Annotated in this window: 11 protein-coding genes; 6 read left to right on the top strand and 5 right to left on the bottom strand. The window is 66.9% G+C overall.

Annotated elements, in window-relative coordinates; translation table 11 throughout:
• Positions 1-89 precede the first annotated feature (89 nt).
• Positions 90-1709 carry a (2,3-dihydroxybenzoyl)adenylate synthase gene (locus ACQPYR_RS40535; protein WP_433624987.1) on the bottom strand — a complete coding sequence of 540 codons (1620 nt, stop codon included), beginning with the start codon at positions 1707-1709 and terminating at the stop codon, positions 90-92.
• A 135-nt stretch (positions 1710-1844) separates the two neighbouring features.
• Here ACQPYR_RS40535 and ACQPYR_RS40530 point away from each other — a divergent pair, with 135 nt between their 5' ends.
• The 4 genes from ACQPYR_RS40530 to ACQPYR_RS40515 all read left to right on the top strand — a co-directional run bounded on the left by ACQPYR_RS40530 (position 1845) and on the right by ACQPYR_RS40515 (position 8268).
• Complete coding sequence (locus tag ACQPYR_RS40530; RefSeq protein ID WP_433624985.1) at positions 1845-5348, top strand: amino acid adenylation domain-containing protein; 3504 nt, start codon at positions 1845-1847, stop codon at positions 5346-5348.
• A gap of 50 nt (positions 5349-5398) precedes the next feature.
• Positions 5399-6277, top strand: a complete 879-nt coding sequence (locus ACQPYR_RS40525; RefSeq protein ID WP_433624983.1) for an oxidoreductase — start codon at positions 5399-5401, stop codon at positions 6275-6277.
• Positions 6278-6484: 207 nt separating this feature from the next.
• Positions 6485-6955, top strand: a complete 471-nt coding sequence (locus tag ACQPYR_RS40520; RefSeq protein ID WP_433624981.1) for a carboxymuconolactone decarboxylase family protein — start codon at positions 6485-6487, stop codon at positions 6953-6955.
• 221 nt (positions 6956-7176) lie between these two features.
• Positions 7177-8268 (top strand): 3-deoxy-7-phosphoheptulonate synthase, encoded by a 1092-nt coding sequence (locus ACQPYR_RS40515; RefSeq protein WP_433624979.1) that lies wholly within the window; start codon positions 7177-7179, stop codon positions 8266-8268.
• A 39-nt stretch (positions 8269-8307) separates the two neighbouring features.
• Here the strand turns inward: ACQPYR_RS40515 and ACQPYR_RS40510 are convergent, their stop codons facing one another.
• Positions 8308-8859, bottom strand: a complete 552-nt coding sequence (locus ACQPYR_RS40510) for a class I SAM-dependent methyltransferase (RefSeq protein ID WP_433624977.1) — start codon at positions 8857-8859, stop codon at positions 8308-8310.
• A 43-nt stretch (positions 8860-8902) separates the two neighbouring features.
• Complete coding sequence (locus tag ACQPYR_RS40505) at positions 8903-9472, bottom strand: GNAT family N-acetyltransferase (RefSeq protein WP_433624975.1); 570 nt, start codon at positions 9470-9472, stop codon at positions 8903-8905.
• Between the two features lie 61 nt (positions 9473-9533).
• On the opposite strand from ACQPYR_RS40505, the gene ACQPYR_RS40500 reads away from it, so the two are divergent.
• Complete coding sequence (locus ACQPYR_RS40500) at positions 9534-10454, top strand: sigma-70 family RNA polymerase sigma factor (RefSeq protein ID WP_433624973.1); 921 nt, start codon at positions 9534-9536, stop codon at positions 10452-10454.
• Positions 10455-10503: 49 nt separating this feature from the next.
• Here ACQPYR_RS40500 and ACQPYR_RS40495 read toward each other — a convergent pair whose 3' ends face one another.
• On the bottom strand, positions 10504-10707 hold the full coding sequence (locus ACQPYR_RS40495; protein WP_040686425.1) for a hypothetical protein: 204 nt from the start codon (positions 10705-10707) through the stop codon (positions 10504-10506).
• Between the two features lie 176 nt (positions 10708-10883).
• On the opposite strand from ACQPYR_RS40495, the gene ACQPYR_RS40490 reads away from it, so the two are divergent.
• Positions 10884-12062, top strand: a complete 1179-nt coding sequence (locus ACQPYR_RS40490; RefSeq protein ID WP_433624971.1) for a pyridoxal phosphate-dependent aminotransferase — start codon at positions 10884-10886, stop codon at positions 12060-12062.
• On the opposite strand, the gene ACQPYR_RS40485 is transcribed toward ACQPYR_RS40490, so the two are convergent.
• Positions 12059-12709, bottom strand: coding sequence for a trimeric intracellular cation channel family protein (locus tag ACQPYR_RS40485; protein ID WP_433624969.1), 651 nt, complete (start codon positions 12707-12709; stop codon positions 12059-12061). The two genes, ACQPYR_RS40490 and ACQPYR_RS40485, sit on opposite strands and share 4 nt — an antisense overlap.
• Positions 12710-12725: the final 16 nt, after the last annotated feature.

Here is a 12725-nt window from a genome sequence, read left to right as displayed (position 1 = left end):
GTTCCGAATCATCTGCTGGGGCACCCGGTTATCCGGGGTTCGGATCGGGGGTGGCGAGATCGGACTCGCGCCACCCCCGATCGTTCCGGTCAGCCGTGGTCGGCGCGCAGGGCCTTCTTATCGATCTTGCCGACGGCCGTGATCGGCAGTTCGTCGGCCTGGCGGAGCAGGTCCGGGAGTTTGTAGGTCGCCAGTCCGCGTTCGGTGAGGAAGGACTTGAGCTGGACCAGGGTCGGCATCTCGCCGTCGACAACCAAGACGGCACAGACCTTTTCACCCAGCGCAGCATCGGGAAGGCCGACGGCGGCGGCATGCCGGACGGACGGATGGGCCAGCAGATGTTCCTCGAGTTCGTCGCAGGAGATGTTCTCGCCGCCGCGATTGATGACGTCCTTGATGCGGCCGGAGACGATCAGATGACCGCTCGGCAGTCGCCGCACGAGATCACCGGAGCGGTAGTAGCCGTCGTGGGTGAAGGCGCGGGCATTGTGTTCGGGGGCGCGGTAGTAGCCGCGGATTGTGTAGGGGCCCTTGGTGAGTAGTTCACCCTCTTCGCCCGGGGCGACATCGTTGCCGTCGGTATCCACGACCCGCACTTCGTCGGCAGGCGAGAGCGGACGACCCTGGGTCGTGCAGACGATATCGGCGGTGTCGTCGAGGCGGGTGTAGTTGAGCAGGCCCTCGGCCATGCCGAAGACCTGTTGCAGTTGGACGCCCAGCGCGGGTGCAACCTCGCGGGCGTTCACCTCGGCCAGCCGCGCGCCGCCGACCTGGAGCAGGCGCAGTGAGCCGAGATCGGCGTCCTCCCATTCGGTTGCCGCACACCAGAGTTGGGCCAGCGGCGGCACGACCGCAGTGACGGTGACGCGATGGCTTTCGATGGCGGCGAAGGCGCTCTCCGGACTCGGATCGGTGATGAAGGTGACGGCCGCGCCGACCGATACGATGCCGAGTATGCCGGGGCAGGCGAGTGGGAAGTTGTGTGCGGCGGGCAGTGTCGCGAGGTAGACGTCGTCCTCGGTCAGTCCGCAGACCTCGGCGCTCGCGGTGGCGTTGTAGACGTAGTCGTCGTGCGTGCGCGCGATGAGCTTCGGCAGGCCGGTGGTACCGCCGGAGACCAGCATCAGCGCGATATCGCTCGGATCGATGTCGGGAAGTGAACCGCCCTCGCGGGGAATCGAATTCAGATCGGTGAAGGTTCCCGGATCGCCGAGTACGAGAATGTGACGCAGGGTGGGTATGGCCGAGCGGACGGTTTCGGCCAGTTCGCGGTAGTCGAAGTCGCCGAGCCGGTCGGCCACGACGTACGCGACCGCTTCGGAAAGTCCGGCCAGATGCTCGATTTCGGCGCGGCGATGCGCGGGCAGGGTCAGTACCGGAATGATGCCGGCGCGCAGCAATCCGAATAGGACCGTCAAGAACTCAGGCACATTCGGCAGTTGCACCACCACCCGATCACCCGGGGCGATGCCGAGTGCGAGTAAACCGTGCGCCATTCGGTCGGCCTCGGCATCGACCCACGCGTATGTGCGCGCGCTGTCGGCATCGAGCAGGGCCGTGCGATGCGAGTGCCGGGTCGCGGTCGCGCGCAGCAGGTCGCCGAGTGGGCGGCCGGTCCAGTAGCCGGCCGCGCGATAGGTCGCGGCCTCGGCGGTGGGAAAGGGGACGTAGCCGTCGCGATGGGTGGGCGAGGTGGATGTCGAAGTCACGGTCTGCCTCACTGGAAGATCTGCTGCACGATTAGGGTCTCATAACATAGGTTAGGCAACCCTATCTCAATGCGATAGGCTACCGCCGAGCACGATCCGCCGGATGCGGCGGCGACCAAGGAGTGACAGCGCCAGATGGAGCCAGCACAGCGACCGGGGGACGGGGCGGGGATGACGATCGGCCGGGAGGAAATCCGCGCTGCCATTGCCAAGCAGCTCGACGTACCGGTCGAGACGATCGCCGACGGCGATGATCTGATCCAGCTCGGACTGGACTCCATTCGCACCATGAAGTTGGCGGGCGGCTGGCGCAAACGCGGGCTGGAGATCAATTTCGCGCAGTTGGCTGCGGCGCCGTCGGTCGCGGAGTGGGCGCGGTTGCTCGGCGTCGACGAATCCGTCGCGGCGGTTGCGGAGATCGAACCCGTCGAAAACGTTGATTCCGAAGACGAATTCGCGCCGTTCCCGTTGGGTTCGATGCAGCACGCCTACTGGATCGGTCGCTCCGAGGAGCAGGATCTCGGTGGTGTCGCGGCACACCTGTATGTCGAATTCGACGGTGCCGAGGTCGATCCCGAACGTTTGGCGCGGGCGGTGACGGATCTCGTTGCCGTGCATCCGATGCTGCGCACCAGGTTCCTTCCCGACGGCACCCAGCAGACCATTCTCGAGCCGGGCCGGCCGGTGTTCTCGGTCGTCGATCTGCGCGCGCACGCTCCTGCGGCGGCCGAGGCCGAGCTGGAGCGGTTGCGCGACAGCAAGACTCATCAGCGGCTGGCCATCGAGGAGGGCCAGGTGCTCGACGTGACGCTGAGCCTGCTCGCCGACGGTCGCACCCGGCTGCATCTCGATGTCGACATGATCGCGGGTGACGCGATGAGCTACCGCGTGCTCGTCGCCGACCTCGCCGAGCTCTACCACGGGGGCACGGTGCCGCCGCAGGGCTACAGCTATCGCCGCTATCGCACCGAGCGCACAGTGGATGCCGTTGCCAGGGAACGCGATAAGCAGTGGTGGCGCGATCGGCTGCCGGAGCTGCCCGGCGCACCGGAGCTGCCGACCATTCCGGTCAGCGAGCGTGCCGAACCGCAGCGGACCGTCCGCTACAACCACTGGTTGGAGCCGGAAGTCAAGGAGCGGCTACTCGCCGCCGCGCACGCCCGCGGCATCACACCGGCAATGGCATTGGCCGCGGTATTCGCCGAGACGATTGGCGGTTGGTCGGCGCGGAGCCGCTTCCTGCTGAATGTGCCGCTGTTCCACCGGGAACCGGTGCATCCGGATATCGACCGGGTGATCGGCGATTTCACCTCCTCGATCATGTTGGAGGTGGACGTCACCGAGAACGTGACGGTCACCGAGCGGGCGAAAGCACTACAGCGTGCGATGCACGAAAGTGGCGCGCACACCGCGTATTCCGGGCTGGAAGTGCTGCGCGATCTCGGCAGGCAGCGCAGCGAGCCGGTGCTCGCGCCGATCGTCTACACCAGTGCGCTCAACCTGGGCGAGCTGTTCGCCACCGCGGTCACCGAGACCTTCGGCGAGCCGGTCTGGATCATCTCGCAGGGACCACAGGTGCTACTGGACGCGCAGGTCACCGAGGTGCGCGGCGGCCTCCTACTCAACTGGGACGTGCGCGAATCCGCGTTCCCCGCGGGAATGATCGACGCCATGTTCACCAGCTACACCGAGGCCATCGGCAGGTTGGGCGCGGGCGAGGCGGGCTGGATCGCGGAGGCCGCGGTGCACCTGCCGGTCGCCCAGGCCGCCGTGCGCGCCGCGGTGAATGCGACCGACGGTCCGGTCTCCGGACGAGCGCTGCACCAGGGCTTCTTCGACCATGCCCGCAGCACGCCCGACGCACCGGCGGTACTGTGGCGCCACGACGGCGTGGACGGCGGCTGGAGCTACGGTGAGCTTGCCGCACAAGCGCTTTCGGTCGCGGCCGCGCTGTGTGAGATCGGGGTGCGGCCCGGTGCAACCGTCGCGGTGCAGCTGCCGAAGGGGCCGGATCAGATCCTCGCCGTACTCGGTGTGCTCGCGGCGGGTGCGGCCTATGTGCCCATCGGTTTCGATCAGCCGGTCGGGCGGCGCGCGGAGATCCTGCGCACCGGTGACGTGCTCGCCGCGCTCACCGTCGACGGCGCCGATTTGGGTCGCCCGGATATCACGTGTTTGCCGCTGTCGGCGGCGCATACCCATCCGAATCCGCTGGCCGAGCCGGTGATTCCGGATCCGGAGTCGATCGCCTATGTGCTGTTCACCTCCGGCTCCACCGGTGTGCCGAAGGGGGTCGACGTGCCGCACCGCGGTGCGATGAACACCATCGACGCGGTGAACGAGTGGTTCGAGGTCGGCCCGGCCGACCGGGTGCTCGGGCTGTCCGCGCTGGAATTCGACGCCTCCGTCTACGACATGTTCGGCATGTTCGCCGTCGGCGGCTCGGTGGTCGCGCTGTCGGCCGCACAGCGCGAGGAGGCCACCAGCTGGGTCGAACTGCTGACCCACCACCGGGTTTCGATCCTCAACTGCGTGCCGAGCATGCTCGACATGATCCTGGAGATCGGCGGTGACCACCTGGGCGATTCGCTGCGCGCGGTCACCCTCGGCGGTGACTGGGTCGGCGCGGATCTGGCGCGGCGGCTGGCCCGGCAGGTGCCGGGCTGCCGGTTCTCCGGTTTGGGCGGCGCCACCGAAACCTCCATCCACAACACCATTTGCGAGGTCGCCGACCCGCCCGAGCATTGGGCCACCGTCCCGTTCGGCGTGCCACTGCGCAATGTGCGCTGCCGCGTGGTGAATTCGGCGGGCCGCGACTGCCCGGACTGGGTGCCCGGCGAATTCTGGGTCGGCGGTGCGAATGTCGCGGCGGGCTATCGCAATGATCCGGAGCGCACCGCGCAACGGTTCGTCGTCCACGACGATCTGCGCTGGTACCGCACCGGTGATATGGCGCGCTACTGGCCCGACGGCACCATCGAATTCCTCGGTCGCGCCGACCATCAGGTCCAGATCCGCGGTTACCGGGTGGAATTGGGCGAGGTGGAAAGCGGACTGCGTACCGCGCCGGGGGTGCGGCACGCGGTGGCCGCCGTGGTCGGCAAGGGCGCGCCGAAGCTGGTCGCGGCGGTTTCGGGCGAGGTCGGCTCCGCCGAGGATATTGTCGCCGCCGTGCGGGATGTGTTGCCCGGCTACATGATTCCCACTCGCATCGATATTTTCGAGCAGATGCCGTTGACCGATAACGGCAAGCTCGATCGTCGCGCGGTGGCGGCACTGCTGGAACCTGACGCGTCCGAAGCGGTGGACGCGCGCCCGCGCACGCCGCTGGAGGCCGCGCTGGCCACCATCGTCGCCGAAGTGCTCGGTACCGAGCGGATCGGCGTGCACGACGATTTCTTCGGCGCGGGCGGTGACTCGGTGCTGGCCACCACGGCCGTCGCCAGGATCCGCGAATGGCTCGAGGTCGACCACGCGCTGGTCGCCGATCTGCTCGTCGGCCGGACGGTGGCCGGGTTGGCCGGGCGGCTGGTCGAACGGGAGACCGGTCGTGGCACGCCCGATCGACTGGCCGCCGTGGCCGAGTTGTACCTGGAGGTGGTGGCGATGACCGACGAGGAGATCCTGGCCCAGGCGTGACCTGTGCGCATTGCCTGAGAACGATCGCCGCGCGCACTAGACTTCCGGTCATGAGCCATTGGGATACCTCGAACATTCCCGATCAGAGTGGCCGCACGATCATCGTCACCGGCGCGAACAGCGGTCTGGGGGCGGCGACGGTGCGTGCGCTGGCCGGGGCGGGCGCGCAGGTGGTCCTGGCCTGTCGGAATCTGGCCAAGGGCGAGAAAGTGGCAGGGGAGATCGGTGCGCGCGCCGAGGTGCGCGAACTCGATCTCGCGGATCTGGCCTCGGTGCGTGCCTTCGCCGATGCGGTGGACCGGGCCGACGTACTGATCAATAACGCGGGTGTGATGGCGGTGCCGCAGCAGCGGACCGCCGACGGCTTCGAAATGCAGATCGGCACAAACCATCTCGGTCACTTCGCGCTGACCGGGCTACTGCTGGAAAAGATTTCGGACCGGGTGGTCACGGTCTCCAGCGGTGCGCACCGGGCCGGCAAGATCGATCTGGACGACCTGAACTGGGAGCGCCGCAAGTACCAGCGCTGGTCCGCCTACGGTCAGGCGAAGTTGGCCAACCTGATGTTCGCCTACGAGTTGCAGCGCAGGCTGACCGCGGCGGGTTCGTCGAAGATTTCGGTGGCCGCGCATCCCGGTTATGCCGCAACGGAACTGCAGTCGCATACCGAATCCATTCAGGACAAGGTCATGGCGCTGGGCAACCGGCTGCTGGCGCAGAGCGCCGAAATGGGTGCGCTGCCGGAGATCTATGCGGCGACCGAGCAGGTCGAGCCGGGCGCGTTCTACGGCCCGGACGGATGGGGTGGCATGCGTGGCTATCCCGGGCTGTCCGGTTCCACCGCGGCATCCAAGGACGAGCAGGTCGCGCGGGGCCTGTGGGAGCTGTCGGAGAAGCTGACCGGCGTAACCTACACATTCGGCAAGTAGCGGAATCTCCCGCGGCGCAGGATAACTCAGGAAGCGCGGCGGTCCGGTCGCTTTGAGCGCGATGAATGAAATCACTGCGAGCCAGTACTGATCCGGCCCAAGACGGCGATGCGCGGCACCGTGATCCAGGTCACATTCGCGAATGTCACACTGTGGTGGGCCGCGTCGTCCTCTCTGTGAACCCAACCGAATGGAAAGGCACAGATCATGGAACAGCGCTTCGACCTCTACGCCAACCCCGTCGCCGGTAGCTACGTCAAGCGGCTCATCACCGCGGGCAAGGTAGTCGACGGGTCCTCCCTGCCCGCCGCCACCTACGAGCTGGTCAAGATCCGCGCAAGCCAGATCAACGGCTGCGGCATGTGCGTCGATATGCACACCAAGGATGCCGCGCACGCGGGCGAGACCGCCGTGCGAATCAACCTCGTCGCCGCGTGGCACGAGGCCACCGTCTTCACCGAGGCCGAGCGCGCCGCCCTCGCCCTCACCGAAGAGGCCACCCGCATCGGTGACGGTCGCGGCGTCAGCGACGAGACCTGGGAGCAGGTGCGCAAGCACTACGACGACGATCAGACCGCGGCGCTCATCGCGGCCATAGCGACGATCAACGCGTGGAACCGGATGAATGTGATCGTCCGCACCCCGGCCGGTGGTTACGTCCCAGGTCAGCTCGGGTGAGTTTCGGCACGAAAGTTGGCCTCGCGGTTACCTCGGGATAGTCCCTGGTACAGTCACCGTCGTGCAGCGCGTCTATTTCTGGTTTAGCAAGCCGGCCCTGGGTGGGTCGGTCTGCGGCAACCATTTGCGCTGACCTCATTTTCACCCCGAGCCGGAGGATGGACCGGCTCGACGGGTTTCACGTCCGTGGGTCGGCCTTGAAGTAAAGGAACCCACAAACGATGACTACCGCAGCCGACGTCGACGCGCGGCATTCCGATCTGGACGACCAACGCACCCTGAGCGTGAGCCCTTTGCGCTCACCGGCCGAGGTCCGCCAGGTACACCGAATCACGGATGCGCTGGCCGACGTGGTCCGTGCCGGTCGCAAAGCCACCGTCGACGTGCTGAACGGTACCGACGATCGCCTGATGGTGATCGTCGGGCCGTGTTCGGTCCACGATCCGGCCGCCGCGCTGGACTACGCCCGCCGCCTGGCCGCCAAGGCGGCCGAACTCGACGATCGGCTACATGTCGTGATGCGGGTGTACTTCGAGAAGCCGCGCACCACCCTTGGCTGGAAGGGGCTGATCAACGATCCGCACCTGGACGGCTCCTTCGACGTGAACACCGGACTGGGCATCGGCCGCAAGCTGCTGGTCGATATCACCGCCCTCGGTCTGCCGGTGGCCTGTGAATTCCTCGACCCGATCACCCCGCAGTACATCGCGGACCTGGTCTCCTACGGCGCCATCGGCGCGCGCACCGCGGCCAGCCAGGTGCACCGCCAGCTCAGCAGCGCACTGTCCATGCCGGTCGGCATCAAGAACGGCACCGACGGCGATGTGCAGGTGGCCGTCGACGGCGTGCGGGCCGCCGCGGCCAGCCACGTTTTCCCAGGCACCGACTTGGACGGCCGCTCGGCGCTGATCCGCACCACCGGCAATCCGGACTGCCATGTGATCCTGCGCGGCGGCAGCACCGGCCCGAACTACGACGCCGCCTCGGTCCGCGAGGCCTGCATCCGGTTGGAGAAGGCATCGCTACCGGAGCGGATCGTGGTGGACGCCAGCCACGGCAACAGCAATAAGGATCACAACAAGCAGGTCGATGTGGTCACCGATATCGCGGGCCGGTTGGCCGCGGGTGAGCCGGGCGTAGTCGGTGTGATGCTGGAGAGCTTCCTCGTCGCGGGCCGCCAGGATCTGGCCCTCGGGCACGCCGACGCGCTGACCTACGGGCAGTCCATCACCGATGCCTGCATCGATTGGGAGACCACGGCCGCCCAGCTCGATCGCCTAGCCGACGCGGTGCGGCAGCGCCGCGAGCACTGATACTCCGAGCCTGTCGCCTCGGTGAAAGCCGGGGCGCGGCTACGGATTTCGCCGCGGTTTCGCGACGACGCCGAGGATGTCGCCGGAGCAGACGGTGGCGCCGTCGAAGCCCGCGATGGCCAGATAATCGATGAGATGTCCAGGAGCGGGTTTCGGACCGGTGCCGGTGGGCCCGTCCGGTTGTCCGTATCCGTAGAACAGATACAGCGTGCCGCCGGGTGCGAGGACCTGCCGGATCAGTGCGAGTTCGGCGGTGGGCCGCTTGGTCCAGAACAGATTCACGTTGACGGCGACAACCTTGTCGAAGCCGCGGGCCGGTCCGATTTCGGCGAGTACCCGGGCTCGGTCGAGCTGTTCCAGTCCGGCGTGCAACAGGTGGACCTTGCCGCATTCGATCAGTGCGGCATGGCGTTTCGTCGCGCGGGCGATGGCCGTCGGCGAACGGTCCACGCCGACGATCCGACCGCCATCCAGCTGTGCGGCCAGGTACGCGATCGAGTCGCTGGAGCCGGGACCGATTTCCAGGATCCGGTCGTCGGGCCGCAGGTGCATGGTCTCGGCGATCCACTCGAATCGGGCATCGATCGCCATATGGGCAATTTACGACTGTCGCGCGCCCCTGTCGGCGGTTCGGTCAGATCCCGGGCGGCCAATCCGAGACCGGGCCCGGCGGGTCCGTCGCCAGCCGTCCGGCCAGCCAGGTGTCGCGGCGGCTGCCGCGCTGCATGCTGCCGAGCCGCGCCATCCCCTCATAGTGAAAACCGTTGCGGCGGACCACCGCGGCCGAGGCGTGATTGCCGACGAAGGCGCGCCAGTTGATCCGGCTCAGCGCCAATCCTGTCGGCTGGAAACCGAATTCGCACACCAGGGCGACCGCACGCGACATCAGCCCGCGGCCGCGTTCCGCGGAGACCAGCCAGAAGCCGATTTCCGATGCCGATTCGTCGCGCGCGTTGAGATCGATCATGCCGACGACCGGACCGTCGGCGCGCGTCCGCAGCGCCCAGATCGGACTGCGGGTGGTCCAGCCGGGCGCGACCATATCGTCGAGGAAGGATTCGGCATTCTTCCGGTGATACGGGACCGGAATCGTCACCCACTCGGCGATGCTGGGCTCCTGGCAGCATGCGACGATATCGTCGATATCGGCCTCGGTCGGCCGCGACAACCAGATAGTTGTGTCGGATAGCGGATGATCCTCCATACGATCATGGTGTCATGACCGGCTCGTCGGGCCGATCAGCGCGGAACGTAGAATGAGCCCGATGGTTGCCGCTCTTCTCGCCGACTTGTTCGAATCGCATCGGGCGCATCTGCTCTCGGTCGCCTACCGGCTGACGGGCAGTGCGGGCGACGCCGAGGACGCGGTGCAGGAGAGTTGGCTACGGCTGGCCGGTACGCATCAATCCGAGATCGAGGATCTGCGAGGGTGGCTGACCACCGTGGTCAGCCGAATCTGCCTGGACCGCCTGCGAAGTGCCGCGGTGCGCCGGGAAACTTATGTCGGGCAGTGGCTTCCGGAGCCGGTCGTCACTGGTACCACCCCATCGACCATGCCGGATCCGCTGGAGGCGGTGGTCCGCAAACAGGAATGCAGCCTCGCCGCCATGGTGGTGCTGGAGAGTCTGACGCCACCGCAGCGCGTGGCATTCGTTCTGCACGACGGGCTTTCGGTGCCCTTCGACGAGATCGCCGAAATCCTGGGCATTTCGGTGGAGGCGGCGCGTCAGCTGGCCGTGCGGGCCAGGAAAGCCGTCGCACAGGCCCCGCCGCCGGTCCCGGATGTCGAGCACGCGACCGCGGTGCGCAATTTCGTCGCCGCGCTGTCCGCCGGTGATATCGCCGCGATAACCGCTGCGCTGCACCCGGATTCGGTAATAATCGGCGATGCGAACGGCACCACGTCCACCGCGATCAATGTCATCGCCGGTGCGGACAAGGTCGCCCGCTTCCTCCTCGGGCTGATGCGCAAGTACGGTATGGACGGCTCCTCGGAGCCGACACTGGAATTCGAATTCGCCACGGTCAATGGTCAATTGGGTTTGGTCGTGTATCGGGTCGGCCCGGGTTACGGTCGGCTCGAGGGTCCGCCCCGGGTGATCGGATTCGCGGTTCGCGACGGATTGGTCTGGGGTACCTACGATCTCGCGAATCCGGAGAAACTGTCCCACGTCCGCCTGGGGTGAGGCGGTGCCAGGCCGGGCCCTCATCGCCAGGCCTGACACCGCCATCGGATTATGGCGTGGACGAGCCCAGGAACCAGTCCCCGGTCGACGATCCGGTGCCGCTATTGCCGGTCGAGGAGCCGTTGAACCAATCGCCGGTGGACGAGCCGAAGCCGGCGATCAGGTCGTGTGCGATATTTCGAAGGAAACCCAGTACCGTTCCGGCGACCTCCGACGCGGCCGGCTGAAGTACCAGGTCCAGATACGAGGCCATAAGCGCCCCTTTCGAGCTACCGCCGCAGGTCGGCGGTTTGTGAGGTAGAACACGGCGAGGCTAGCCGCCGTTGGGACACCGCACAACTATGCAGGTAGAGAGGCCAATCCAAAAGTGAAATATAGCCTTTCGCTATCTGATGGCAACAATGGCGATCGCTGGGCTACCCTCCGGATATGTCCTCGCAACCCGCGACCGTCGCCCGCCTGCGCCCCTTCGCCTCCACGATCTTCGCGGAGATGACCGAATTAGCCGTCCGGCACGAGGCGATCAACCTGGGTCAGGGCTTTCCGGATACCGACGGCCCCGCGGGCATGCTCGAGGTCGCGCGTCAGGCCATTGCCGACGGGCTGAACCAGTACCCGCCCGGCCGCGGTATGCCGATCCTGCGGCGCGCCATCGCCGCCGACCGGGCCCGCCGCTACGGCACCCAGTACGACCCGGACACGCAGGTCCTGGTCACCGTCGGTGCGACGGAGGCGATCAGTGCCGCTGTGCTCGGTCTGGTCGAGCCCGGTCGAGAGGTCGTGCTGATCGAGCCCTACTACGACTCCTATGCGGCCGCGATCGCGCTGGCCGGAGCGCGACGGCGCACCGCCCATCTCGTCGCCGACGGTGACCGCTTCGTACTCGACCTGGACAGCCTGCGTGCCGCCATCACGCCCGCGACCAGGATGCTGATCGTCAATTCACCGCACAATCCGACCGGCACCGTGCTCGACCGCGCCGATCTGACCGCGATCGCCGAAATCGCCTGCGAGCACGATCTATTGGTGCTCACCGACGAGGTCTACGAGCATCTCGTCTACGACGGCAACGAGCACATCAGCCTCGCCACCCTGCCCGGTATGGCCGAGCGCACCGTCGTGGTGTCCAGTGCGGCAAAGACTTTCAGCGTCACCGGTTGGAAAACCGGCTGGGCGCTCGGTCCCTCCGAACTCATCGATGGTGTCCTCGCGGCCAAACAGTTCTTGACCTTCGTAGCGGGTGGGCCGTTCCAACCGGCTGTCGCGCACGCGCTGAACAATGAACTCGACTGGGTCGCCGCGCTGCGAGATACGCTGTCGGACAAGCGGCTCCGGCTCGCCGCCGCGCTGAAGGACACCGGCTTCGGGGTGAAGGAGAGTGCGGGCGGCTACTTCATCTGCGCGGATATCACGCCGCTCGGCGCAACCGACGGCTTGGCCTTTTGCCGGGAACTGCCCGCTCGGCTAGGTGTCGCGGCCGTGCCGCTGCTTGCCTTCGCCGACCACGTCGATGCGTGGAATCACCTGGTGCGCTTCACCTTCTGCAAACGCGACGAAACCCTCGACGAGGGCGTGCGCCGACTTCGCGCGGGTGTCCGAGTCGGCTAGGCTCGGTCCTGCGGACGCCGTCGCGCCTGCGGTGCGTGCCAGTCGTACCGCATCGCGAGCAGGCGAAATACGATGGCGCCGAGCGCGGCGCAGGCGCCGGTAATCGGGTTGTAGGCATTGAAATGCAGTAGCGTCGCGGTCGCCGTGGCACCGAAAAGTGCTGGTACCGCATAGATCTGCTCGGGTATCAGCACACTCGGCGTGTGCCCGCCGAGCAGATCGCGGATCACTCCGCCGCCGATCGCGGTGACCAATCCGAGCAGTGTGGCCGATGGCGCGCCGAGACCGTGGCTGTAGGCGATCACCGTGCCGGTCACACAGAACAGCCCGAGCCCGAAGGCATCGGCCACGCCGAGCGGACCGCCGGTCACGCGCGGCGACGGATGCCAGAAGAAGATGATCGCGGCCGCGAGCAGCGCGGTCCACAGGTAACTGAGATCGACGAACGACGCGGGTGGTGTCCGGCCGATCACCAGATCCCGAATGACACCGCCACCGAGCGCCGTACTGCAGGCCAGCACCACGATCCCGAATACGTCGAATCCGCGCCGCACCGCGAGCAGCGCCCCCGAGGTCGCGAAGGCGAAGACGCCGAACAGCTCCCCGACATGCTGCGCGGTATTCACCGCGGAATCGAAATGCGCCATGCGCACACGATCACAT

It is taken from the genome of Nocardia sp. CA-120079, assembly GCF_050955745.1.
In the GTDB taxonomy this organism is placed as follows: Bacteria; Actinomycetota; Actinomycetes; order Mycobacteriales; family Mycobacteriaceae; genus Nocardia.
Note: the sequence above shows the minus strand (reverse complement) of the source record. Positions and strands in the feature narration are given on the sequence as shown.

Bases quoted from the DNA above. Each gene is read 5' to 3' on its own strand.
- ACQPYR_RS40530 (WP_433624985.1), top strand. From the start codon at position 1,845: ATGGAGCCAGCACAGCGACCGGGGGACGGGGCGGGGATGACGATCGGC.
- ACQPYR_RS40525 (WP_433624983.1), top strand. From the start codon at position 5,399: ATGAGCCATTGGGATACCTCGAACATTCCCGATCAGAGTGGCCGCACG.
- ACQPYR_RS40520 (WP_433624981.1), top strand. From the start codon at position 6,485: ATGGAACAGCGCTTCGACCTCTACGCCAACCCCGTCGCCGGTAGCTAC.
- ACQPYR_RS40515 (WP_433624979.1), top strand. From the start codon at position 7,177: ATGACTACCGCAGCCGACGTCGACGCGCGGCATTCCGATCTGGACGAC.
- ACQPYR_RS40510 (WP_433624977.1), bottom strand. From the start codon at position 8,859: ATGGCGATCGATGCCCGATTCGAGTGGATCGCCGAGACCATGCACCTG.
- ACQPYR_RS40505 (WP_433624975.1), bottom strand. From the start codon at position 9,472: ATGGAGGATCATCCGCTATCCGACACAACTATCTGGTTGTCGCGGCCG.
- ACQPYR_RS40500 (WP_433624973.1), top strand. From the start codon at position 9,534: ATGGTTGCCGCTCTTCTCGCCGACTTGTTCGAATCGCATCGGGCGCAT.
- ACQPYR_RS40495 (WP_040686425.1), bottom strand. From the start codon at position 10,707: ATGGCCTCGTATCTGGACCTGGTACTTCAGCCGGCCGCGTCGGAGGTC.
- ACQPYR_RS40490 (WP_433624971.1), top strand. From the start codon at position 10,884: ATGTCCTCGCAACCCGCGACCGTCGCCCGCCTGCGCCCCTTCGCCTCC.
- ACQPYR_RS40485 (WP_433624969.1), bottom strand. From the start codon at position 12,709: ATGGCGCATTTCGATTCCGCGGTGAATACCGCGCAGCATGTCGGGGAG.